This window comes from Gillisia sp. Hel1_33_143 (genome assembly GCF_900104765.1).
Lineage (GTDB): Bacteria > Bacteroidota > Bacteroidia > Flavobacteriales > Flavobacteriaceae > Gillisia.
Genome location: NZ_LT629737.1, coordinates 1,427,277 through 1,448,080, shown reverse-complemented (window position 1 = coordinate 1,448,080; position 20,804 = coordinate 1,427,277). Strand labels below are relative to the sequence as shown.

Here is a 20,804-nt window from a genome sequence, read left to right as displayed (position 1 = left end):
TAAGAAAGTCTATCCGCTTAAAGATTAATTCTTAGTTAAATAGTTTCCTGATAAAAAATAGTATTTTAGCTTTACAAAAATTGCTTAATGAGCTACCTTCATTCCATTGGTGAATACTTTATAATGATTAAAGGCGTGTTTGGACGAATGACCAAACGCTCTGTACTTAAAGAATTGATCTTCAAAGAAATTGATGAATTAATAATAGGCTCCCTTGGGATAGTTGCTTTTATTTCCTTTTTTATTGGAGGAGTTGTGGCCATACAAACCGCCTTAAACTTAAACAATCCGCTTATTCCAAAGACGCTAATTGCTTTTGCTGCACGTCAATCTATCATATTAGAATTTGCTCCAACCTTTATTTCCATAATTATGGCAGGAAAAGTTGGATCTTTTATTACCTCTAGTATTGGATCTATGCGAGTAACAGAGCAAATAGATGCGTTAGAGGTTATGGGAATAAACTCCCTAAATTATTTGATATTTCCAAAGATCATTGCCATGGCTACCTACCCATTTGTAATAGCAATTGCAATGTTCTTAGGAATTATGGGAGCTTTTGCAGCAGCAGTTCTTGGAGGATTTGTAGGCGCAGATACTTTTATAACAGGATTACAGGATAGCTTTATAAGTTTCCACTTGGTATATGCTTTTATTAAGACATTCTTATTTGCGATGATCTTAGCCACCATACCAGCCTATCATGGATACTATATGAAAGGTGGCTCTTTAGAAGTTGGAAAAGCAAGTACCACCTCTTTTGTATGGACAAGTGTGGTTTTAATTATTACCAATTACATAGTAACTCAATTATTACTTAGCTAATGATAGAAGTAAAGAATCTACATAAAGGTTTTGATGGTGAAAAGATCCTAAAAGGTATTGATTTTGTTTTCGAGACCGGAAAGACGAACCTTATTATCGGCCAATCAGGATCAGGAAAGAGTGTTTTACTTAAATCTATGCTCGGACTTTTTATTCCTGATGAAGGAACCATAGAATATGACGGAAAACCTTACTCTAATTTTAGTGATGAGGAGAAAAGAGAATTACGTAAAGAGATAGGGATGGTTTTTCAAGGCGGCGCACTTTTCGATTCTATGACCGTAGAGGAGAATGTGATGTTTCCTTTAAGAATGTTTACGAAATCTCGCAAAAGAGATTTGAAAGATCGTGTAGCTGAAGTTTTAAAAAGAGTAAACCTAGAAGGTTCAGAAAACAAACTCCCTTCAGAAATTAGTGGTGGAATGCAAAAAAGGGTTTCTATAGCTAGAGCAATTGTTAACAAACCTAAATATTTGTTTTGTGATGAACCAAACTCGGGGTTAGATCCAAAAACGGCCACTGTTATAGATAATCTTATTCATGATCTAACCAAGGAGTATGACATCACTACAGTGATCATTACTCACGATATGAACTCTGTTCTGGAAATTGGAGAGAATATCGCATTTCTAAAAGATGGAGTTTTAGCATGGAAAGGAGATAAATCTCAGATCTTTAAGACCGAAGATGAAACCGTAACAGATTTTGTGTATTCTTCTAATCTATTTAAGAAAGTTAGAGATGCCCAATTACAGGGACATTAAAAGATTTCTTTAATTATAAGTTCTCACCAAAACAGTATCCAACTTTAATCTTAAGCCTAGCCACTTCTGAATTTTAACCAATTCTGTTCTTTGTTCAGATTTAGAGGTATTCTTCTTCCAACTCACATTAAATGTTGGAATGGTATCTATTTTTGAAAAATTTGTAGAGATCGTATTTGCATAGCTTAGACTTTCCACCTTGTTGTAATTAACTTTTATCTCCTCACTTATATCTTTGAATGAAAATCCGCTAGATTTATATTTCATGAGTTCATTTTCCAGCAGCTGTATCTTAGCATCCTTATTTTCTAATACTTCCTGATTCTTCACATAAAGATCTTCCAAAATACCACTTTTAACCTGACTCGAGATAGAAGCCATATCACCACTAGTAGAAACCCCTTGGTGAACTATCAATTTTGAACCTTTAAGAACTTCGTTCTCCGCTAACTGTTCTCTCCAGGAAGCTAAAGTAGGTTCTGGCACCGGCACTCCAATTAAATAAACCTCAAGCCTTTTCTTTGCATAATCCTGATTGGATTTTACAGATTCTGCTCCACTATAGCGCACCACCTCACTTAGAAACTCTCTAGCTTTACTCTCATACACCTGCTTATTTAGTAAATTCACAAATAAAATAACACTTGGGATCATTACAATAATAGCAATTATAGAGGCCAATTGAGCAATCCGCTTTCTTCGCTTACTGTTAGCATATCTCACTAATGGAAATCCTAAAAGTTTAGATACCACAAAGGTTGATAATGCTATAAAAACGGCATTTATAGAAAATAAATAGAGCGCACCGCCTGCATAAGACCATTTCCCTATAGCCAATCCATAACCAACAGTACATAAAGGAGGCATTAACGCGGTAGCAATAGCAACTCCAAAAATAACACTGGCAATAGTTCCTCGTTTAGTCTTGGCAACAATAAGAGCAAGTCCACCAAAAATAGCTACAAGTACATCTAAGATGGTAGGGTAGGTTCTGGCAATTAGTTCTGGTGTTTCCTCCTTAACAGGCGATATGAGAAAATAGGTGTAAGCAGTTAGAACACTTAGCCCTACCATCACACCTAAGTTAATAAAAGATTTGCGTAAGGTATCTACATCATTAATAGCTACAGAAAGACCTATACCCACTATAGGACCCATTAAGGGAGAAATAAGCATCGCCCCTATAACCACAGCTGTACTACTTACATTTAGTCCAATAGAGGCTACAAAAATTGAAAATATAAGAATCCATGCATTATGCCCCTTAAAAGATATATCTTTCTTAATGGCTTCTACAGTAGATTCCCTATCAGTATCATCTCTAATATCAAGAAGTTCAGAAATAAAATCTTTTATTCCCTTCCAGATCCCTCCTGCCTGAGAAAAATCTGTTTTGTCTATATTTTCTACCGGAGGGTTACTTCCTATATTTTCCTTATTTTCCATTCTTATCCGAAGTTATCTCCAAATTTTTGAATAACATTTGCTCTAATTTCTTTTATTTCCTGCTCCTTTTCTTTTGGAACGATCACTAAAACATTTTCTTCGTCTACAATAATATAATCTTCCAAACCATCTACCACAACCACTTTTTGTTTATGAGTGTAGATCATATTGTCTTTTGCTTCTAAAGGTATTAACTGCGCCCCTACAATCGCGTTGTTATGATCATCTTTCGCAAGTTCTGTATATAAAGCTCCCCAGGTTCCAAGATCATTCCAATCAAAATTTGCAGGAATTACATAAACCTGATCAGATTTTTCTAGAATAGCATAATCTATAGAAATGTTTTGCGCTTCCGGATAAGCTTCTTCAATAAATTCTAGCTCTTTAGATGTATTTAATATTTCTGAACCTTTATCAAATAGCTGAAACATTTCAGAACAATGCTCTTTAAACGAATCTACAATATATGAGGCTTTCCAAACAAATATCCCGGCATTCCATGCGTAGTTACCTTCTTCCAAAAACTTCTTTGCGTTTCTTAAGGATGGTTTTTCAGTAAATTTTTCAACTTTATTTAAACCCTGTCCTTCCGAAGTTTCATACTTAATATATCCAAATCCAGTATTAGGTCCAGTTGGCTTAATACCTAATGTGATAAGAATATCCTGTTCTGATGCTGCTTTAAAAGCTTTACAGATATCACTCTCAAACTTCTCTTCTTCTTTTATCCAGTGGTCTGATGGTGCTACAAGCATAACTCCATTAGAATTCATTTTTTTGATCTTCATTGCTGCTAACAAAATACAGGGTGCGGTATTTCTCATAGCAGGCTCTGCAATGATCTTATCTTTATCTATTTCTGGCAATTGCTCAATTACAAGATCTACATACTCATCATTAGTTAGAATTAGAATATTCTCGTAAGGAACGATCTTAGCGAGTCTATTAAATGTTTTCTGGAGTAAACTGTTTCCCACTCCCAACATATCATGAAACTGTTTTGGAAATTTTGAAGTGCTTACAGGCCAGAAACGAGACCCAACTCCACCTGCCATAATCACTGCGTAATAATTCTGATTGTAAATAGTAGTCATATTTAGATTTTTTTAATTAACCCGCAACAAGTTCTACCTCTGCATTGGGTTGAAATAGATATACTTTACCCGTTGCCACTTCCAGACACTCATATCTCTTTCTTAGTTTAGAACCTCGCTTAAAGACTTTACCATTATATATTCTAAAAATACCTCCCTGAGGGATCTCAAAAATATAGTTTTTATCGTTCTCAGAATCAAAATTCTTTAGAGCTACAGAAAGTCTTGCATCTGTGTCACTACTCGCCTTAGGATTCTTAAAATGATTTGCTATTAACGGCAACAGATCTTTAGGAAATATTTCTGTTCTTATAAATGGCAACATTAAGTTTTTAAAGGTAAGCTTCCATTCCTGTCCATGAGGTTTTATTCGACGACCGAAGTGTTCAAAGGCGACCAAATGAGCAATCTCATGGACCAATGTAATTAGAAATCTATATTTATTTAGATTGGCATTCACTGTTATTTGATGCGTGCCATCTGCCATTCTCCTATAATCCCCATGCCTTGTCACTCGCTCATTTACAATTTTTAAATGAACCCTATTCTCCTCTATCAATTTGAATATTGGAGTCACGGAATGACTTGGGAGGTATTTCTGTAAAATATCTGACATACTCCTTCTACTTACGGGGTACTATTAGACACCTGTAACATTTTACCATTATAATATTTATGACCCTTTAAACTGAAATCTACAATATACTCAGACATTTCTGCAGCAGACAGTGGCGCCATATATCCAGGAAAAGCTTCTTCTAACATCTCTGTTTGTACAGCCCCCAATGCTAACACATTAAAGCTAGGTCCATTTTCTTTATATTCTTCTGCTAACAATTCTGTTAATGTAATTACCGCACCTTTGCTAGAACTGTAAGCAGAGAGACCAGGAAATTTCACACTTCCTTGAACTCCTCCCATACTGCTAATACTAACTACATGGGAATCTTTATCCATAAAAGGAATCACCTTCTGTGTTACTCCAACAACTCCAAATACATTGACATCATATACTTTTTTAAATTCACTTAACGAAGAATCTTTAAAAGGCTTATTTAAAATAGCTCCTGCATTATTAATTAGCACATCTACCTTCTGCCAGTTCCTAGACAAATACTCAGCAAGCGTATCAAGGTCTTTTTCTGAAGTGATATCAAAAGCTAAAGTTTCTACATTCTTAAGATCTAAAGATTTTACAGGCTCATCATTTCTAGAAATTGCTAACACTTTATGCCCAAGTTTAGAAAATGATTTCACCATTTCTAGACCAATTCCTCTACTAGTTCCAGTAATAACTATATGCTTCATCCTTAATTTAATTTTATTTCTTTTTCTGAAGAGTTCAACATGTGCTTTATCCCGGGAAGTACAGATTCAATAAAGCTAGCCATATGATCATAATCCATTTGTGAGGATTCATCTAAAACATGATGGTAGTAATCATAATTAGTAAAATCAAAAGTACTCAAGGCCTGAGCAGGTATATTAAATTCAGTAAAAAATGAATAGTTATCGCTTCTCATAAAGAGATTATAATTCTTTGCTTGCGGCAAGAATCCTAAAACTTCTTCATTGGAATATTCATTGAATTTTTCTGCGAGGTTAGAACGTTCAAATCCGGTAAGATAAGCTTGGTAGCTCTTATCCTTCATTGGAACGCCTATCATTTCAAAATTGAACATTACGTAAACATCCAAACCATCTTTTCTTAATCGTGAGGCTAAGTGCTTAGACCCTTTTAATCCCAACTCCTCCCCAGAGAAAAGCGCGAAGATCACGCTTCTCTTATTACTCCCGTTTTTAGATAATTGCTCTGCAATTTCCATAACTGCTACTGTCCCGGAAGCGTCATCATTTGCTCCATTTGCTATAGAATCATTACCCACTTTTTTCCCCATACCTATGTGATCATAATGAGCCCCTAAAACAACATACTGATCTTTAAGAACAGGATCACTACCTTCAATTACCCCTACAATATTATATCCCGTAAGACTATCCACCTCGAAAGGGTCTCTATACGTTTCAAAATACGGTTGGATATTATTTTTTATGAAATTTGCTTCTATGTAATCTGCAGCTATGCCTTCACCTTTACTTCCTGTAGCTCTACCCATTAAAGAATCTGCAGCTAAAACGCTAAGCTTTTCTTTCAAAGCGACTGCGGAAACTTGGTAATTGGCCGTAGCCGAAACTACTGGTTGTTCTGTTTTAATAGTTTCTGATGATTTCTGGGTTGTATTACAAGAGGCAAAGCCCAAAAATAAAAACAACAAGCAATAATTGATATCAAATTTTCTCATATATCTAAAGATAAAAAAATCCCGCTATTACGCGGGATTTTGATTTATTATATTACATTATTTGTTGATCTATGCCAACATTGTAACAGGATTTTCTAAATAGCTTTTCAATGTTTGTAAGAAAGCAGCGCCTGTTGCACCATCCACGGTTCTATGATCACACGCTAAGGTAACTTTCATTGTGTTTCCAACAACGATCTGACCATCCTTAACAACTGGTTTTTCTACAATTGCTCCAACAGATAGAATCGCTGAATTAGGCTGATTTATGATACTTGTAAATTCTGTAATACCAAACATCCCAAGATTTGAAACTGTAAAAGTACTTCCTTCCATTTCTGAAGGTTGTAATTTTTTATTTCTCGCTTTACCTGCTAGTTCTTTTACGTTACCACCAATTTGCGTCATTGACATTTGGTCTGCAAATTTAAGAACCGGAACAACAAGACCATCTTCTACTGCTACAGCAACACCCATGTGGATATGACTTGCAATCTTGGTAGAATCTCCCGTCCATTGAGAATTAACTCTAGGGTGTTTTCTAAGTGCCATTGCAGAAGCTTTGATCACCATATCATTAAATGAAACCTTCACATCTGGAAGCTCATTAATTTGTTTTCTTGATGCCATTGCCACTTCCATATTCACCTCTATAGTTAGATAGTAATGTGGAGCTGTAAATTTAGATTCTCCTAAACGTTTAGCTATGGTCTTGCGCATTTGAGAGTTTTTAACCTCTTCAAAACTTTCTTCTCCTGCCGGAACGTAAGGGCGAGCTCCGCCTTTACTTTCTTCTGAAGCAGGGCTAGCAGAATCTTTTGCTTTTGCAGCTGGCTTATCTGATGCTTTAAAAGATTCTATATCTTTCTTTACAATACGCCCATTTTCACCACTACCTTCAACCGCAGAAAGGTCAATTCCTTTATCTTCTGCCATTTTCTTGGCAAGAGGAGAAACAAATATTCTCTTCCCGTCTGAATGCGTTTTAGATGAACTATCTTCATTTGAAGACGTTTCTTCCGTTTGTTCTTCTTTAGAATCACTCTCTGAAGAAGATGACTTTTTCTTTGGAGCGGCAGTTTTACCAGAACCAATTCCAGAAACATCAGTTCCTTCAGGTCCTATAATTGCCAGCAAGCTATCTACCTTGGCTGTTTCGCCTTCAGCAATTCCTATTTTTAATAAAGTTCCTTCATAGAAAGATTCAAATTCCATAGTAGCCTTATCGGTTTCTATTTCAGCAAGAATATCTCCTTCTTCAACTTTATCTCCTTCTTTTTTCAACCATTGAGCAACAGTCCCTTCTTCCATAGTATCACTCAACCTTGGCATGGTAATAATCTCCACACCCTCTGGCAATTCTCCTTCATTAGAATTGTCTTCAGAAGACTCCTCTTCTTTAGTCTCTTTAGATTCTTTAGTTTCTTTTTCTGAAGAATCTTCTTTCTTAACTTCTTTTTCTTTTGAGGAATCTTTAAATTCTTTAGAAGAACCTGAACCACCTTTTAAAAGCTCTGAAATATCTTCACCCTCTTCACCAATAATAGCCAGTAAAGTATCTACAGGTGCCGTTTCCCCTTCAGCAATTCCAATATGCAATAATGTCCCTTCATAAAAGGATTCAAATTCCATAGTAGCTTTATCGGTTTCAATTTCAGCAAGTATATCGCCTTCTTCAACCTTTTCACCTTCTTTTTTTAGCCATTTTGCAACAACACCTTCTTCCATTGTGTCGCTCAAACGTGGCATATTTATTACTTCAGCCATAATCTACTCTACTTTATTTGATAGGAATGGATAATCTTTTTGCTCATAAACAGCATCGTACATTAAGCTCTTATCTGGATAATCAGATTCTTCAGCAAATTGTTCACATTCAGTAACTAAATCCTTAACGCGCTTATCTATAGCTTTAATCTCTTTTTCGGTAGCATACTTTTTATCTTTAATAATATCCAAAACCTGAGTAATTGGATCTATCTTTTGATATTCTGCAACTTCGTCTTTAGTTCTATATTTTTGAGCATCACTCATTGAGTGACCTCTATATCTATAAGTTTTTAATTCCAGAAACGTTGGTCCGTTACCAGAACGAGCTCTATCGATAGCTTCAGACATAGCTTCTGCAACTTTAATAGGATTCATAGCATCTACAGGCCCACATGGCATATCATACGCTAATCCCATTTTCCAGATATCTGTACTTTTAGAAGTTCTTGCTACAGATGTTCCCATTGCATATCCATTATTCTCTACACAGAAAACTACTGGTAAATTCCAGTTTACAGCCATCGTTAGGGTTTCATGAAGAGAACCTTGACGCATAGCGCCATCTCCCATAAAAGTTAACGTTACAGCATCTCTTTTAAAATATTTATCTGCAAATGCTAGACCCGCCCCTAATGGAATCTGACCACCAACAATGCCGTGACCTCCATAAAAACGGTGCTCTTTAGAAAATATATGCATAGAACCTCCCAAACCTTGAGAAGTACCGGTCTTCTTTCCATAAAGTTCTGCCATTACTCTTTTAGGATCTACACCCATACCAATAGGCTGAACGTGATTTCTATAAGCAGTAATCATTTTATCTTTTGTAAGATCCATTGCATGTAAAGATCCAGCAAGGATTGCCTCTTGACCATTATATAAATGCAGGAAACCTCTCACTTTTTGCTGAATATAAACTTGTGCCAGTTTATCTTCAAACTTACGCCAGAATAGCATATCCTCGTACCACTTCAAATAGGTGGCTTTGGTAATTTTCTTCATCTACAAATTAATTTAAGGCCGGACAGTGGTTTTTGCCTAGCGGATAACAAAAATACTATTTTCAATAAGAATTGAAAACAGTTTTAATATTAAAAAATAACGAAATCGTTATAGATATGCATTATCAAATAATAAGGGTAAAAGCTCCTTTAATGAATGTGCTTTTACCACTTTCCCAGATTCGCCCATAAAATAGATCTCTATAGGAGCATCCTGTTTCACTTCATATTCTGCAATAGCCTGCCTGCATGCTCCACAAGGCGCAATAGGACTTACAACTCTATGATTCATAGACTTAGCAGAAAGCGCCATTTTTAAAATCTTTGCTTGCGGATATTTAGCTCCTGCATAATAAATAGCAGTTCTCTCTGCGCAAAGTCCAGATGGATATGATGCATTCTCCTGGTTAGAACCTACTACCACCTCTTCATTATCTAAAAGTATGGCAGCTCCAACTTTAAATTTAGAGTATGGAGCGTATGCATTATCCCTAACTTCAAATGCACTGTGCATTAGCGCTTGAATATCTGATGGCAACTCTTCAAAAGAGTCATAAACCTCCAAATTTGAGGTAATTGAAATAGATTTCATTTTATAATAAAATTTTAAAGGCCGCATAACTGCAGCCATTTTTTTTAAAACTATTTAAGATCAAAAAGTATAATATAATCTAGTTATTTGTGTAAGCCTCCCCAAAATTAAACGTGAGGCCAAATCTCAAAGTACCTTCTAATGGGCTCACCACTTTGGAAGTGGAGAATAGATAGGAAACATCTATAATTACTGGAGCGTATTTAAAACCGGCTCCTATAGCTACAAATTTTCTAGAACCTTTAGTATCGCTTTCATTAAAATATCCAGATCTCAGTGAAAATGCATCTCTGTAAACATACTCACCCCCAAATGCCCAGGTTACTTCTCTCAATTCTTCAGAAAAACCATCTGGAGCGTCCCCAAAAGATTTGAATATACCTTCTATAGCTCCAATATTATTGTATTCTTCTTCATCAAAACTATCTATCTTTCCGTCATTATTAAAATCTTTTGGAGTAGGTACCAACAACTTATTAAACTCAACATAAGTTCCTAGCCTATTGTCTGCATCAAAAATAAAATCAAAACCTCCCCCAACTTTTAAATTGGTAGGAATAAAATTTTCCTGCCCTACTTCATCATACTTTATCTTCGGACCTATGTTGGAAAGATTAGCTCCTGCTCTAATTCTACCATCAAAATTTGATAGCACTATAGGTTCGCTTTGATAGAATGCTGCTACGTCCACTCCAAAACTTGAAGCTGCAGTGGCATCTTCCGTATTTACAGACAGTTTAAGATCAGACCTTAAATATCTACCCGCTACTGCCATAGAGAAATTTTCATTTAATTTTAAAGAGTAAGATAGATCTAAAGTCATTTCGTTAGGACTTAAAACTAATGGAGATTCATCAAAACCTCCTTGTGCCTCAATAGATCCTAAACTAAAATATCTTAAACTTGCGGCTACAGCACTTCTATCATCTAACTTATTGAAATAAGTAAGATTCCCTAGAAATATATCATTTACAATATTGCTTAGGTACGGAGTGTAAGACACACCTACTCCTTGTTGTGATTCTGAGAATGCATATTTTGCCGGATTCCATTGTTGCGAAAAGGCATCTGCAGAAGTGGCAACCCCCTGATCTCCCATACCGGCAGCCCTAGCATCTGCAGCAATTAGTAAAAAGGGAACTGCAGTTGTAATTACCCTATCTCTTTCATCTTGAGAATAACCTTGCATAGTAGATAAAAAGGCAACACCAAGAAATAGAATCGTAATTTTTCTCATCACTTCAATAAATGTTTAACAAATATATATTTTTATTCTTGTTAAGCTAACTCCCTTTTGTCTTTATTGTTGAAGTTTACTCAGTTTCATTTCAATATTATATGTTCATTTATAACTAATATGTGGTACATATATTGCTTTTACAAAATGTAATATATTCAATAATACTTAAAATTATTCGGAAATATAACATATATTAAGATCAAAGTTCAATATTTACAGCAAATTTCAAAATGCACACCAACAAGAATACTAGGAGATTAGGGTATTTTGAATCTATTAAAATAATCTTGTAATTTTCGCGTTAATTACTATATTGCAAAGCCTAAATTACTACATAAAGAGAACAAAAATATGAGGACTAATGTTGCCTTTAAAACACTATTTGCTATCGCGTTAGGCGCTAGCTTATTCAGTTGTAACAATTCCAAAGATTACAAAAATAACTCGAGAGCAACCGGCTGGGATATCAATTCTAAAGACGGTGGTTTTCAATATAAGACAGACTATAAGGAGCAGGAAGCTGGTCCGGGTCTTATTTTTGTAGAAGGAGGAACCTTTACTATGGGTAAAGTTCAAGATGACCCAATGCACGATTGGAATAATACGCCAACTCAACAGCATATTCAGTCTTTCTATATGGATGAGACAGAAGTTACCAATATGATGTATATGGAGTATCTAGACTGGTTGAAAAATGTATTCCCACCAGAAGAGGCCAATTATAGAAATATTTACACAGGTGCTGTACCAGATACTTTAGTTTGGAGAAACCGCCTTGGTTTTAACGAAACTATGGTGAATAACTACCTTCGCCACCCTGCTTATGGTAACTATCCCGTGGTTGGCGTAAACTGGATACAAGCTGTAGAATTTAGCAAGTGGAGAACAAACCGTGTGAATGAATTAATGTTAGAGAAAGAAGGTTTCAGTAAAGAAGGAGCCAGATTTACAGACATTAGCGCTGGTTCTACTTTTGATACAGAAACTTATTTGAATGCACCTAGCAAAGTTTACGGTGGTAATGATGAAGTTACTCGTGGTGGTAAGAATGCTGATAAATTAGGAACTGCAGCTGAAACCGGCGTAGATGGAGAACCTGGAAGCGGAGCGAAAAATATCTATGTACAACGTAAAGATGGAGTGTTATTACCAGAGTACAGACTTCCTACTGAAGCTGAATGGGAATACGCTGCTCTTGGAATGGTTGGAATTAGAAATTACAACGCTTACCGCGGAAGAAAGAAATATCCATGGGACGGACAATACACACGTTCTGGAGAAGCTCAAAGCCAAGGAGATCAACTAGCCAACTTTAAACAAGGAAGCGGAGATTATGGTGGAATTGCAGGATGGAGCGATGATGGCGCAGATATTACTGCGGAAGTTAAATCTTATGAACCTAATGATTACGGTTTGTATGATATGGCAGGAAACGTTGCAGAATGGGTAGCAGATGTATACAGACCTATTGTAGATGATGAATTTAACGATTTTAACTATTATAGAGGAAACGTCTATACTAAGAATTCAATTAATGAGGACGGTTCGGTAAAAATAGTAGCTCCAGACGGAGTTCAATTTGACACTTTAAGCAACGGGAAGATCGTTGCGAGAGGGTTACCAGGAGAAATTGCTCAAGAGCCTATTACAGAAATGGACACTTATTTAAGAACCAATTTTTCTGAAAGCGATAACAGAGACTATAGAGATGGAGATAAGAGCTCTTCTAGATACTATGAGCCTTTTAACGAAATTTCAAGCCCATCTAAGAGAATGTATAACTCACCTAATTTTGCAACCTCTTCAGATAGTTTAGGAAATGTAAAACCTAAGTATGACGACTCTGAAAGAACTACTTTAGTAAGTAATGAAGTTAGAGTTTACAAAGGTGGATCTTGGAGAGATAGAGCATACTGGTTAGACCCGGCGCAAAGAAGATATTTCCCACAAGATATGGCAACAGACTTTATAGGTTTTCGAAATGCAATGTCTAGAGTTGGATCTAAATCACAAAATAAAAACAAAACAGCAAGAAATTAAATTCTTATAACCTCTTTATAAAGACGGTTTAAAAAGTTTTCAAATTTGTTATAATTGATCTAGTATAGATTCTAATTTAAGAATCTAATAGAAGATTTTAAATTGACAAAAATGAATCTTTTTAAACCGTTTTTCTTTTTAAATTTATAGATGAAAATAGCTCAATTACACCAAATTTTTCTTGAAAGCAGCGGAATAACTACGGATACTAGGAATGTGAAGAAAGATCAACTTTTCTTAGCGCTAAAAGGAGATAACTTTAATGGTAACAAATTTGCTAAAGATGCCATTAAAAAAGGAGCCTCCTATGCTGTTATAGACGAATTAGAAACCTCAAGCGATAATGAACAACTCATTGTTGTAAATGATGTTCTCACAACATTACAACAACTGGCTAACTATCATAGAAATTATCTCAAAATTCCAATTCTAGCAATTACCGGAAGCAATGGAAAGACCACGAGTAAAGAACTAATAAACGCAGTACTAAAGCGTAAATTTGAAACCGTAGCAACTCAAGGGAATCTAAATAACCATATTGGCGTGCCACTAACCTTGCTTTCAATGAAAAACAGTATAGAGTTTGGTATTGTAGAAATGGGCGCTAATCATGCCAAGGAGATTGCAAGTCTTTGCAAAATTGCAGAACCAGATTATGGTTATATAACTAATTTTGGAAAAGCACATTTAGAAGGTTTTGGAAGCTTAGAAGGTGTAATAAAAGCTAAAAGTGAATTATATGAATTTCTAAGAGCTAATAATAAACTGTTATTTCTGAATTTAGACGACCCTAACCAATTAAATCAAACCTTAGACACGAATCACTACACTTTTGGAAAAAATTCTAATTCCAACGTACAAATTGAGTATATAGAGAATAACAAGGTAGCTGCAATTAAAGCAGACAATCAATCCTACATATCTAGCCTTACCGGATCTTATAACTCTATAAATATAGCTGCAGCAGTAACTATTGGAAAATACTTCAAAGTCCCTGTAGAGAGCATAAAAAAAGCCATTACAGAATATAAATCAGAAAATAATAGATCGCAGATTGTAAACCTTAAGGATTGCACGGTAATTATGGATGCTTACAATGCGAATCCTACAAGTATGACTGCCGCATTAGAGAGTTTCAAAAATTTACCTACAGCTAATAAGATGGTTATTTTAGGAGATATGTTTGAGCTTGGAGATAGTTCAAAATTAGAGCATGAACAAATTATTGAGCTTTTAAAAAAATTGAACTTCAATAGAAATTTCTTAGTAGGAAAGCACTTCTTCAATACGACTAACAAAGCAACCAATCTTTATAAGTTTAAAGATTTTGAAGAGCTAGCTGATACTATAAAAAAAGAAGAATTTAAAGACACGCACATACTTATAAAAGGATCTAGAGGAATGGCATTGGAAAGAGTACTGGACCTACTTAAGGCCAAGAGTTAAATTATGGATAGGGTTTATAATTGGCTTCTAATTCTAGAGGCCATTTTTTTAAAAGAGTTTTTAAAATTAAACCTATTAATACTGATATGTACAGCTATGAAAAAGATTACAAATTAATCACAAATCTTAAACTTCAATAAAAATTAGCAATAAAAAAAGGCTCCCATATAATGGAAGCCTTTTTTCGTGGGCAATGAGGGATTCGAACCCCCGACCCCCTCGGTGTAAACGAGGTGCTCTGAACCAACTGAGCTAATTGCCCGATGCTTTTAAGCAAAGGTATAACAGTAAATTTTAACCAAAGCACAACTAAAATTTGCGCTCCTTTTGTGTGGGCAATGAGGGATTCGAACCCCCGACCCCCTCGGTGTAAACGAGGTGCTCTGAACCAACTGAGCTAATTGCCCGCTTTCGCGTGATTGCGGATGCAAATATAGTCTAGATTTTCTATTTCGCAAACAATAAATTAAAAAAACAATATATTTTTTTCAAGTCAACTTTTATGCTCTATCACCGTCTTAACCTAGCCTTACACAAGACGCTTAATATCAAATATTTATAAGAAGCTATAGTGATTATCCTTAGAGAAATGTCGCCCGAGTAAAAGGTTAAAATATTATTCTATCTGATTAAAATGCAGAAAATAGACTCTAAAAACTATGTTTAGAGTACCTCTGCGACTACAAATGTACTACCACCAACAAAAATAACGTCAGATGCATCGGCGCTTTCTAGTGCAGTAGCATAAGCTACATTTACAGAAGAATAAACTTGTCCTGTTAACTCATATACATTGGCACTTTTCTGTAATAAATGCGCATCCAAACCTCTTGGTATATTAGGTCTACAAAAGTAATAGATAGCTTTCTTTGGAAATAACGGTAGCACTTTGCTTAGATCTTTATCATTAACCACCCCTAACACTATATGTAGTTTCTTATAGGGCTCTAGTTTTAACTGCTTCATCACATAAGTTAATCCTTCAGCGTTATGAGCGGTATCGCAAATAACCTTTGGAGAATCCTGAAGGACATCCCACCTTCCACGCAAACCCGTATTTACAATTACATTTAAAAGTCCGTTTTCTACATCTTTGGAGCTTATTTTCCAACCAGTACTATTAAGTATTCCTAGTGCTGTAACTACAGTTTGAATATTATGTTGTTGATAAGAACCCTTTAGATCTGAAGTAAGATCTGTTTGCAACTCATCTTCAGCAAAAATAATTTTCGCATTTAAGTTAGCTGCTTTTTGTTGAAACACTGGTTTTGTCTCCGGTTGATTTTCGCCAATTACTATGGGAATGTTTTTCTTAATAATTCCTGCTTTTTCTCCTGCAATTACTTCTAAAGTTTCCCCTAACATTGCGGTATGATCTAAACCAATATTGGTGATCACAGAAAGTTCTGGAGTAATAATATTCGTAGAATCTAACCTTCCTCCTAATCCAACTTCTATTATAGCGATATCTACTTTCTCTTCAGCGAAATAATTGAAGGCCATTCCCACACTCATTTCAAAAAATGAAAGCTGATTCTTCTCAAGAAATTCCATATTCTCAGAAATGAAGTGAACCACCTTCTCTTCCGGAATTTCCTTTCCGTTAATCTTTATGCGCTCTCTGTAATCTTTTAAATGAGGAGAAGTATATAAACCAACCTTATAACCCGCCTCTTGAAAGATAGAAGCCAGCATATGACTGGTAGATCCCTTTCCGTTAGTACCACCAACGTGAATAGATTTAAACTGTCTTTCAGGGTTTTTTAAATGCTCAGAAAACAAAATTATGTTGGTGAGATCTTTTTTGAATGCGGTATTGCCTACTCTTTGAAACATAGGCAACTGCTGAAACATCCAATCAACAGTTTGAGAATAGTTAAGCACTTATTCAGATAATTTGAAGTTATAGATAATTACACCAACTTGCTTTGAAGGTGCTTTAGCGTCACTATTAAACTTAGTAGCCATTGCTGCTCTTCTTGCAGGGTCTGTTAAACAGGTAGCGTTATTGGTAGTACCTTTAACACCGGGGATGGCTTTTGTAACCTGACCGTTTTGATTAACCTCAATTTGAACCACAACAATTCCAGACTCATTACAATCTTGCACGAATCTCTCCTTATTAAGCGCTCTCCGACCACCTAATTTGTAATTGCCATCACCATCAAGTCCTTTTCCATTACCGTAATAAGAACTGGCATTTGGATCACCATCTCTACTTCCTTTGTCTCCTGCAACATTATCGTTTCCTTCGCCTCCAGAGGCTGTACCATCACTTCTAGGTCCATTTAAAATGCTACTCATAGCATCTGTAGTAGATTTATCTGGCGTTGGATCTGGTTTTTTTGCAGGCTCTACTTTTTTAGGGGGAACTATTGGTTTTTGTTTAACTACAGGTTTTTTTTCTACCTTCTTTTCAATAACAGGTGCCTCTACATTTTCCTGAGTTACAACTTCCTCTACCACAGGCTTTGGTTGTGAAACAACAGGTTGTGAAGCTTGCTTTGGAGCAGATTTAATAGCTTCTGTAGGCTGTTTTTCTCCAGAGCCAACATCAGAAGTTCCAAAATTAATAGCAATCCCATTTTCCGGGGGAGGATCTAAAAACGTTAATCCGAAGAAAATTAATATCAATAGAAGCAACACGTGTAATACTACCGTGATGGTAAGAGATTTCTTTTCGTGTTTAGTTTTAAGCATATTTACTTATAGTTCTATTTTGCTTCTAATTTTTCTCACTTTCTGGTTTCACAGCTAATACGATCTTATATCTATTTCTGTTAGCAATATCCATCACATTTACTGCTTTTTCAATTGGAACACCTTCTTCTGCTCTTAAGATAATAGTTGGATCTTCTACTCCTGTAAGTTTAGATATCAAAGTGCTTTCTAGCGCACTTTGACTTACCCTGTCATTATCAATATATACTTGTAGATCTTTTGTAATACTTACAGATAAACTGGAAGTATTGGTGGTCTTTCCTTTAGCTTTAGGCAAAATTAGATCTAAAGCTTCTGGAGTAATTGCCGGAGAGGTTAGCATGAAAAATATCAATAACAAGAATACAATATCTGTCATTGAGCTCATGCTAAAATCTGCGCTTACTTTATTTCTACTTCTTAAATTCATAATTAAGCTGGTTCATTTAATAGATCAAGAAAATCTACAGCTGTTGCCTCCATTTGATGAACCACTTTATCTGTTTTTACCACTAAGTGATTATAACCTATATATGCAATAATACCCACAATTAAACCAGCAACTGTAGTGGTCATTGCAGTATATATACCTTCTGCTAATAATCCCATCTCCGCCTGTCCACTGCTTGTAGCTAGGGTATGAAAAGCCAATACCATTCCTATTACAGTTCCTAAGAATCCAATCATTGGTGCTGCACCTGCAATGGTTGCCAAAATACTTACATTCTTTTCTAATTTATAAACCTCTAACCTACCTGCATTCTCAATAGCAGTATTGATATCTTCTAACGGACTTCCAATTCTAGAAATTCCTTTTTCAGTTAATCTTGCTACCGGAGTATTGGTTTGCGCGCATCTTATTTTTGCAGATTCTATGTTACCGTTAAGCACGCTATCTTTAATTTGAAGCATAAAATTCTTATCAACTTCGGTAGCTGCTTTTATAGCAAACAACCTTTCAAAATAGATATAAACGGCGGCAAATAAAAGGATAAAAAGTATCCCGATAATTATCTGGCCTCCCACGCCACCACTTAGCATTAGATCAAATAACGACAGGGTTTTTTCTTCTACAACCGGTTCCACATCTTGAGCAGCTTGTGCCAGGTCACCTTCTTGGAAAAAGTACATCATAAATTAGTATAGGTTTTTTAATGTAACGTGAGATTAGTATTTTAATTGTAAAGATATCATTAAACCAATTGCTTTAACGCAATTTCAAAAGCGGTTCTACTAATATTTGTTTTTGAATTATCTGAGTTATACGTATTCTGAATTGCATTTCTAATAGTTGCAGAAGTATCATTAAATATAGACTCATCTGTCATCTGCACTCTTCCTTCCATAAAATAGGCAAAAACTCTAGCCATACCACAGTTTGCAATAAAATCTGGAATTACACTTACTTTCTCGTCGGTATGCTCCATAATAGATCCAAAGAAGATCTCTTTATCTGCAAAAGGAACATTAGCACCACTAGAAATTACTTCTAACCCACCTTTAATAAGATTATCAATTTGGTTTTGAGTAACTAATCTAGAAGCTGCACACGGTGCAAAAATATCAGCATTCAAATTCCATATCTTCTCATTGATCTCTTCAAACGGAATTAGATTATCGTGCTTTAACGTATTTCCATCTTTATTCAAGAAAAGTGCTTTCATTTCTTCAAAAGTGAAACCTTCTTCATTAATTAAACCTCCTACACGGTCAATAATTCCAATAACCTTCACTCCCATTTGAGAAAGATAATAAGCTGCTGCAGAACCTACATTTCCAAAACCTTGAACAATTGCTTTCTTTCCTTTAACATCTCCACCATAAATATCGTAATAATGATGAACAGCCTCTGCAACTCCATAACCGGTGATCATATCTGCTACAGTATATTTCCTACTCACATCTGGAGAAAAATCTTCATTTTCTAATACTTTAATTACCCCGTGACGTAATTGACCAATTCTATTGATCTTATCTGCTTCTGATGGTTGAAAATGTCCGTTAAAAACACCTTCTTGAGGATGCCATACACCACAATCCTCGGTAATTGGAATTACTTCATGTATTTCATCTACGTTAAGATCTCCACCGGTTCCATAGTAACTTTTCAATAAAGGAGAAACAGCTTTATACCAACGTTCTAAAACTCCTTTTTTACGAGGATCATTTGGATCAAAATTAATTCCTGATTTTGCTCCACCAATAGCAGGCCCGGAAACGGTAAATTTCACTTCCATGGTTTTTGCCAAAGAAAGCACTTCATTCATATCAAGACCTTGTCTCATTCTGGTACCTCCACCTGCAGCACCACCTCTTAAAGAGTTGATCACTGTCCAGCCTTCAGCCTCAGTTTCACGGTCTTTCCAGTTAAAAACTATTTCAGGAGCTTTATCTTCGTATATCTTAAGTAATTCTTTCATATATAATTCTGTTTGATCGCAAATATAAAAAACAAATATGCGGTTAAGTTGGATTTTCTAAAAATTTAAAGTTCAAATATCACGCCAGAAGAGTGGTCATGAGCGGCTCCGGTAACAGAACTTAACACATTATTTTCACCAAGTAATTTTAACACTCCTAAGAACCCAAAAATGAGAGCTTCTTTATAGTTGATAATAGTTGCTGAAGGAATTTCAATCTTAGTCTTGGTTCGCTTCTGAATTAATTCTATCAAAAAAGTATTAAAACTTCCTCCTCCAGTAATCAGTACTTTAGATGATGTTAAATTATCGAGATTTTTTGTGATCTGAAGCGCAACATGGTGTGTAAACGTGCATAAAATAGAAGGAATATTCTCTTCATACTTCTGAAGAATAGGAAAAACATTTTCATTCACCCATTCTATTCCTAAAGATTTAGGTGGATCTTTTTTATAGAAATCTAAATTTTGAAGTTCTTCTAAAAGTTCTATATTCAATTGGCCAGCTCTAGCAATCTTTCCTTCATCATCATAATCATAACCTAACTTTTCAGCATAAAAATTTAAAACGGTGTTCACAGGGCAAATGTCGTAGGCAATTCTAGTGATATTCTCTGTAGAAATATTTGCGAACCCACCCAAGTTTAAGCAATAGTTATATTCATTAAACAACAGATCATCTCCAATGGGAACTAAGGGTGCACCTTGACCTCCCAATGCAACATCACCTACCCTAAAATCACAAACCACATTCTCTTTTATTAAAGTTGTCAATTCAGGAAGATTGCCAATTTGGAGCGTATAATTATTTTCAGGTTCATGCTTAATAGTATGCCCGTGACTACATACGGCATCTAAATTGTTGACACCATTCTCTTCTTTGAATTTATTTATTTGTGCAGCTAAATAAGCAGTATAATCATTATTTAAAACAGCTAATTGTTCGTCATTAAAATGAATTGCATTTGACAGTCTAGTCTTCCATATAGCAGAGTACGAATAAGTGGAAGCATTTTCTATGGAGAAACTCCAAGATTTAGACCTAGTAAATGTAACAAGAGCAATGTCGATTCCATCTAGAGATGTTCCAGACATTACCCCCAAAACTTTAAACCTATTTTTTTTCATATTCGTAAAAATAATTATTCTTTATTGAATAATAGG

Annotated in this window: 19 protein-coding genes and 2 tRNA genes; 4 read left to right on the top strand and 17 right to left on the bottom strand. The window is 35.3% G+C overall.

All coding sequences use genetic code 11. The annotated features are described in order from the left end of the window. The first annotated feature begins 87 nt into the window (after positions 1 to 87). Together BLT84_RS06505 and BLT84_RS06500 are read left to right on the top strand one after the other, a co-directional pair. Positions 88 to 825 carry an MlaE family ABC transporter permease gene (locus BLT84_RS06505; RefSeq protein ID WP_034889224.1) on the top strand — a complete coding sequence of 246 codons (738 nt, stop codon included), beginning with the start codon at positions 88 to 90 and terminating at the stop codon, positions 823 to 825. Further along, complete coding sequence (locus tag BLT84_RS06500; protein ID WP_034889222.1) at positions 825 to 1,589, top strand: ABC transporter ATP-binding protein; 765 nt, start codon at positions 825 to 827, stop codon at positions 1,587 to 1,589. Before BLT84_RS06505 ends, BLT84_RS06500 begins: the two co-directional genes overlap by 1 nt. A gap of 9 nt (positions 1,590 to 1,598) precedes the next feature. On the opposite strand, the gene BLT84_RS06495 is transcribed toward BLT84_RS06500, so the two are convergent. The 9 genes from BLT84_RS06495 to porV form a co-directional block, all read right to left on the bottom strand. After that, a complete protein-coding gene (locus BLT84_RS06495) occupies positions 1,599 to 3,035 on the bottom strand; it encodes a DUF389 domain-containing protein (protein WP_091263693.1) in 1,437 nt (478 codons plus the stop codon). Positions 3,036 to 3,037: 2 nt separating this feature from the next. Continuing rightward, a complete protein-coding gene (locus BLT84_RS06490; protein ID WP_034889218.1) occupies positions 3,038 to 4,129 on the bottom strand; it encodes a mannose-1-phosphate guanylyltransferase in 1,092 nt (363 codons plus the stop codon). Positions 4,130 to 4,145: 16 nt separating this feature from the next. After that, positions 4,146 to 4,745 (bottom strand): SprT-like domain-containing protein, encoded by a 600-nt coding sequence (locus BLT84_RS06485; protein WP_034889216.1) that lies wholly within the window; start codon positions 4,743 to 4,745, stop codon positions 4,146 to 4,148. A gap of 11 nt (positions 4,746 to 4,756) precedes the next feature. Beyond that, positions 4,757 to 5,437: an SDR family NAD(P)-dependent oxidoreductase gene (locus BLT84_RS06480; protein ID WP_091263692.1), complete on the bottom strand. Its 681-nt coding sequence runs from the start codon at positions 5,435 to 5,437 to the stop codon at positions 4,757 to 4,759. 2 nt (positions 5,438 to 5,439) lie between these two features. Next, positions 5,440 to 6,432: a M28 family metallopeptidase gene (locus BLT84_RS06475; protein ID WP_091263691.1), complete on the bottom strand. Its 993-nt coding sequence runs from the start codon at positions 6,430 to 6,432 to the stop codon at positions 5,440 to 5,442. Between the two features lie 69 nt (positions 6,433 to 6,501). Continuing rightward, the gene (locus BLT84_RS06470) at positions 6,502 to 8,199 is read right to left on the bottom strand and encodes a pyruvate dehydrogenase complex dihydrolipoamide acetyltransferase (protein ID WP_091263690.1); all 1,698 of its coding nucleotides are present in this window, start codon (positions 8,197 to 8,199) and stop codon (positions 6,502 to 6,504) included. 3 nt (positions 8,200 to 8,202) lie between these two features. Beyond that, on the bottom strand, positions 8,203 to 9,204 hold the full coding sequence (pdhA, locus tag BLT84_RS06465) for a pyruvate dehydrogenase (acetyl-transferring) E1 component subunit alpha (RefSeq protein ID WP_034889208.1): 1,002 nt from the start codon (positions 9,202 to 9,204) through the stop codon (positions 8,203 to 8,205). Between the two features lie 108 nt (positions 9,205 to 9,312). Then, positions 9,313 to 9,795, bottom strand: coding sequence for a cytidine deaminase (cdd, locus tag BLT84_RS06460; protein ID WP_034894080.1), 483 nt, complete (start codon positions 9,793 to 9,795; stop codon positions 9,313 to 9,315). 79 nt (positions 9,796 to 9,874) lie between these two features. Further along, positions 9,875 to 11,032 carry a type IX secretion system outer membrane channel protein PorV gene (gene porV / locus BLT84_RS06455; RefSeq protein ID WP_034889206.1) on the bottom strand — a complete coding sequence of 386 codons (1,158 nt, stop codon included), beginning with the start codon at positions 11,030 to 11,032 and terminating at the stop codon, positions 9,875 to 9,877. 354 nt (positions 11,033 to 11,386) lie between these two features. Here porV and gldJ point away from each other — a divergent pair, with 354 nt between their 5' ends. After that, positions 11,387 to 13,075, top strand: a complete 1,689-nt coding sequence (gldJ, locus tag BLT84_RS06450; RefSeq protein WP_034889204.1) for a gliding motility lipoprotein GldJ — start codon at positions 11,387 to 11,389, stop codon at positions 13,073 to 13,075. Positions 13,076 to 13,225: 150 nt separating this feature from the next. Further along, complete coding sequence (locus BLT84_RS06445) at positions 13,226 to 14,521, top strand: UDP-N-acetylmuramoyl-tripeptide--D-alanyl-D-alanine ligase (protein ID WP_091263689.1); 1,296 nt, start codon at positions 13,226 to 13,228, stop codon at positions 14,519 to 14,521. Between the two features lie 187 nt (positions 14,522 to 14,708). Here the strand turns inward: BLT84_RS06445 and BLT84_RS06440 are convergent. The 8 genes from BLT84_RS06440 to BLT84_RS06405 all read right to left on the bottom strand — a co-directional run bounded on the left by BLT84_RS06440 (position 14,709) and on the right by BLT84_RS06405 (position 20,768). Beyond that, positions 14,709 to 14,783 (bottom strand) — tRNA-Val (locus BLT84_RS06440). A 70-nt stretch (positions 14,784 to 14,853) separates the two neighbouring features. Next, a tRNA-Val gene (locus BLT84_RS06435) sits at positions 14,854 to 14,928 on the bottom strand. 256 nt (positions 14,929 to 15,184) lie between these two features. After that, entirely contained in the window at positions 15,185 to 16,375 is a 1,191-nt protein-coding gene (locus BLT84_RS06430; protein WP_091263687.1) for a bifunctional folylpolyglutamate synthase/dihydrofolate synthase, read from the bottom strand. A 30-nt stretch (positions 16,376 to 16,405) separates the two neighbouring features. After that, entirely contained in the window at positions 16,406 to 17,221 is an 816-nt protein-coding gene (locus BLT84_RS06425; RefSeq protein WP_034889198.1) for a hypothetical protein, read from the bottom strand. A gap of 25 nt (positions 17,222 to 17,246) precedes the next feature. Further along, positions 17,247 to 17,651 (bottom strand): ExbD/TolR family protein, encoded by a 405-nt coding sequence (locus tag BLT84_RS06420; RefSeq protein WP_034889196.1) that lies wholly within the window; start codon positions 17,649 to 17,651, stop codon positions 17,247 to 17,249. Positions 17,652 to 17,653: 2 nt separating this feature from the next. Next, positions 17,654 to 18,355: a MotA/TolQ/ExbB proton channel family protein gene (locus BLT84_RS06415; protein WP_034889194.1), complete on the bottom strand. Its 702-nt coding sequence runs from the start codon at positions 18,353 to 18,355 to the stop codon at positions 17,654 to 17,656. Positions 18,356 to 18,414: 59 nt separating this feature from the next. Beyond that, on the bottom strand, positions 18,415 to 19,641 hold the full coding sequence (locus BLT84_RS06410; RefSeq protein ID WP_091263685.1) for a Glu/Leu/Phe/Val dehydrogenase dimerization domain-containing protein: 1,227 nt from the start codon (positions 19,639 to 19,641) through the stop codon (positions 18,415 to 18,417). Positions 19,642 to 19,706: 65 nt separating this feature from the next. Next, entirely contained in the window at positions 19,707 to 20,768 is a 1,062-nt protein-coding gene (locus BLT84_RS06405; RefSeq protein ID WP_091263683.1) for an anhydro-N-acetylmuramic acid kinase, read from the bottom strand. Positions 20,769 to 20,804: the final 36 nt, after the last annotated feature.

Bases quoted from the DNA above. Each gene is read 5' to 3' on its own strand.
- BLT84_RS06505 (WP_034889224.1), top strand. From the start codon at position 88: ATGAGCTACCTTCATTCCATTGGTGAATACTTTATAATGATTAAAGGC.
- BLT84_RS06500 (WP_034889222.1), top strand. From the start codon at position 825: ATGATAGAAGTAAAGAATCTACATAAAGGTTTTGATGGTGAAAAGATC.
- BLT84_RS06495 (WP_091263693.1), bottom strand. From the start codon at position 3,035: ATGGAAAATAAGGAAAATATAGGAAGTAACCCTCCGGTAGAAAATATA.
- BLT84_RS06490 (WP_034889218.1), bottom strand. From the start codon at position 4,129: ATGACTACTATTTACAATCAGAATTATTACGCAGTGATTATGGCAGGT.
- BLT84_RS06485 (WP_034889216.1), bottom strand. From the start codon at position 4,745: ATGTCAGATATTTTACAGAAATACCTCCCAAGTCATTCCGTGACTCCA.
- BLT84_RS06480 (WP_091263692.1), bottom strand. From the start codon at position 5,437: ATGAAGCATATAGTTATTACTGGAACTAGTAGAGGAATTGGTCTAGAA.
- BLT84_RS06475 (WP_091263691.1), bottom strand. From the start codon at position 6,432: ATGAGAAAATTTGATATCAATTATTGCTTGTTGTTTTTATTTTTGGGC.
- BLT84_RS06470 (WP_091263690.1), bottom strand. From the start codon at position 8,199: ATGGCTGAAGTAATAAATATGCCACGTTTGAGCGACACAATGGAAGAA.
- pdhA (WP_034889208.1), bottom strand. From the start codon at position 9,204: ATGAAGAAAATTACCAAAGCCACCTATTTGAAGTGGTACGAGGATATG.
- cdd (WP_034894080.1), bottom strand. From the start codon at position 9,795: ATGAAATCTATTTCAATTACCTCAAATTTGGAGGTTTATGACTCTTTT.
- porV (WP_034889206.1), bottom strand. From the start codon at position 11,032: ATGAGAAAAATTACGATTCTATTTCTTGGTGTTGCCTTTTTATCTACT.
- gldJ (WP_034889204.1), top strand. From the start codon at position 11,387: ATGAGGACTAATGTTGCCTTTAAAACACTATTTGCTATCGCGTTAGGC.
- BLT84_RS06445 (WP_091263689.1), top strand. From the start codon at position 13,226: ATGAAAATAGCTCAATTACACCAAATTTTTCTTGAAAGCAGCGGAATA.
- BLT84_RS06430 (WP_091263687.1), bottom strand. From the start codon at position 16,375: ATGTTTCAGCAGTTGCCTATGTTTCAAAGAGTAGGCAATACCGCATTC.
- BLT84_RS06425 (WP_034889198.1), bottom strand. From the start codon at position 17,221: ATGCTTAAAACTAAACACGAAAAGAAATCTCTTACCATCACGGTAGTA.
- BLT84_RS06420 (WP_034889196.1), bottom strand. From the start codon at position 17,651: ATGAATTTAAGAAGTAGAAATAAAGTAAGCGCAGATTTTAGCATGAGC.
- BLT84_RS06415 (WP_034889194.1), bottom strand. From the start codon at position 18,355: ATGATGTACTTTTTCCAAGAAGGTGACCTGGCACAAGCTGCTCAAGAT.
- BLT84_RS06410 (WP_091263685.1), bottom strand. From the start codon at position 19,641: ATGAAAGAATTACTTAAGATATACGAAGATAAAGCTCCTGAAATAGTT.
- BLT84_RS06405 (WP_091263683.1), bottom strand. From the start codon at position 20,768: ATGAAAAAAAATAGGTTTAAAGTTTTGGGGGTAATGTCTGGAACATCT.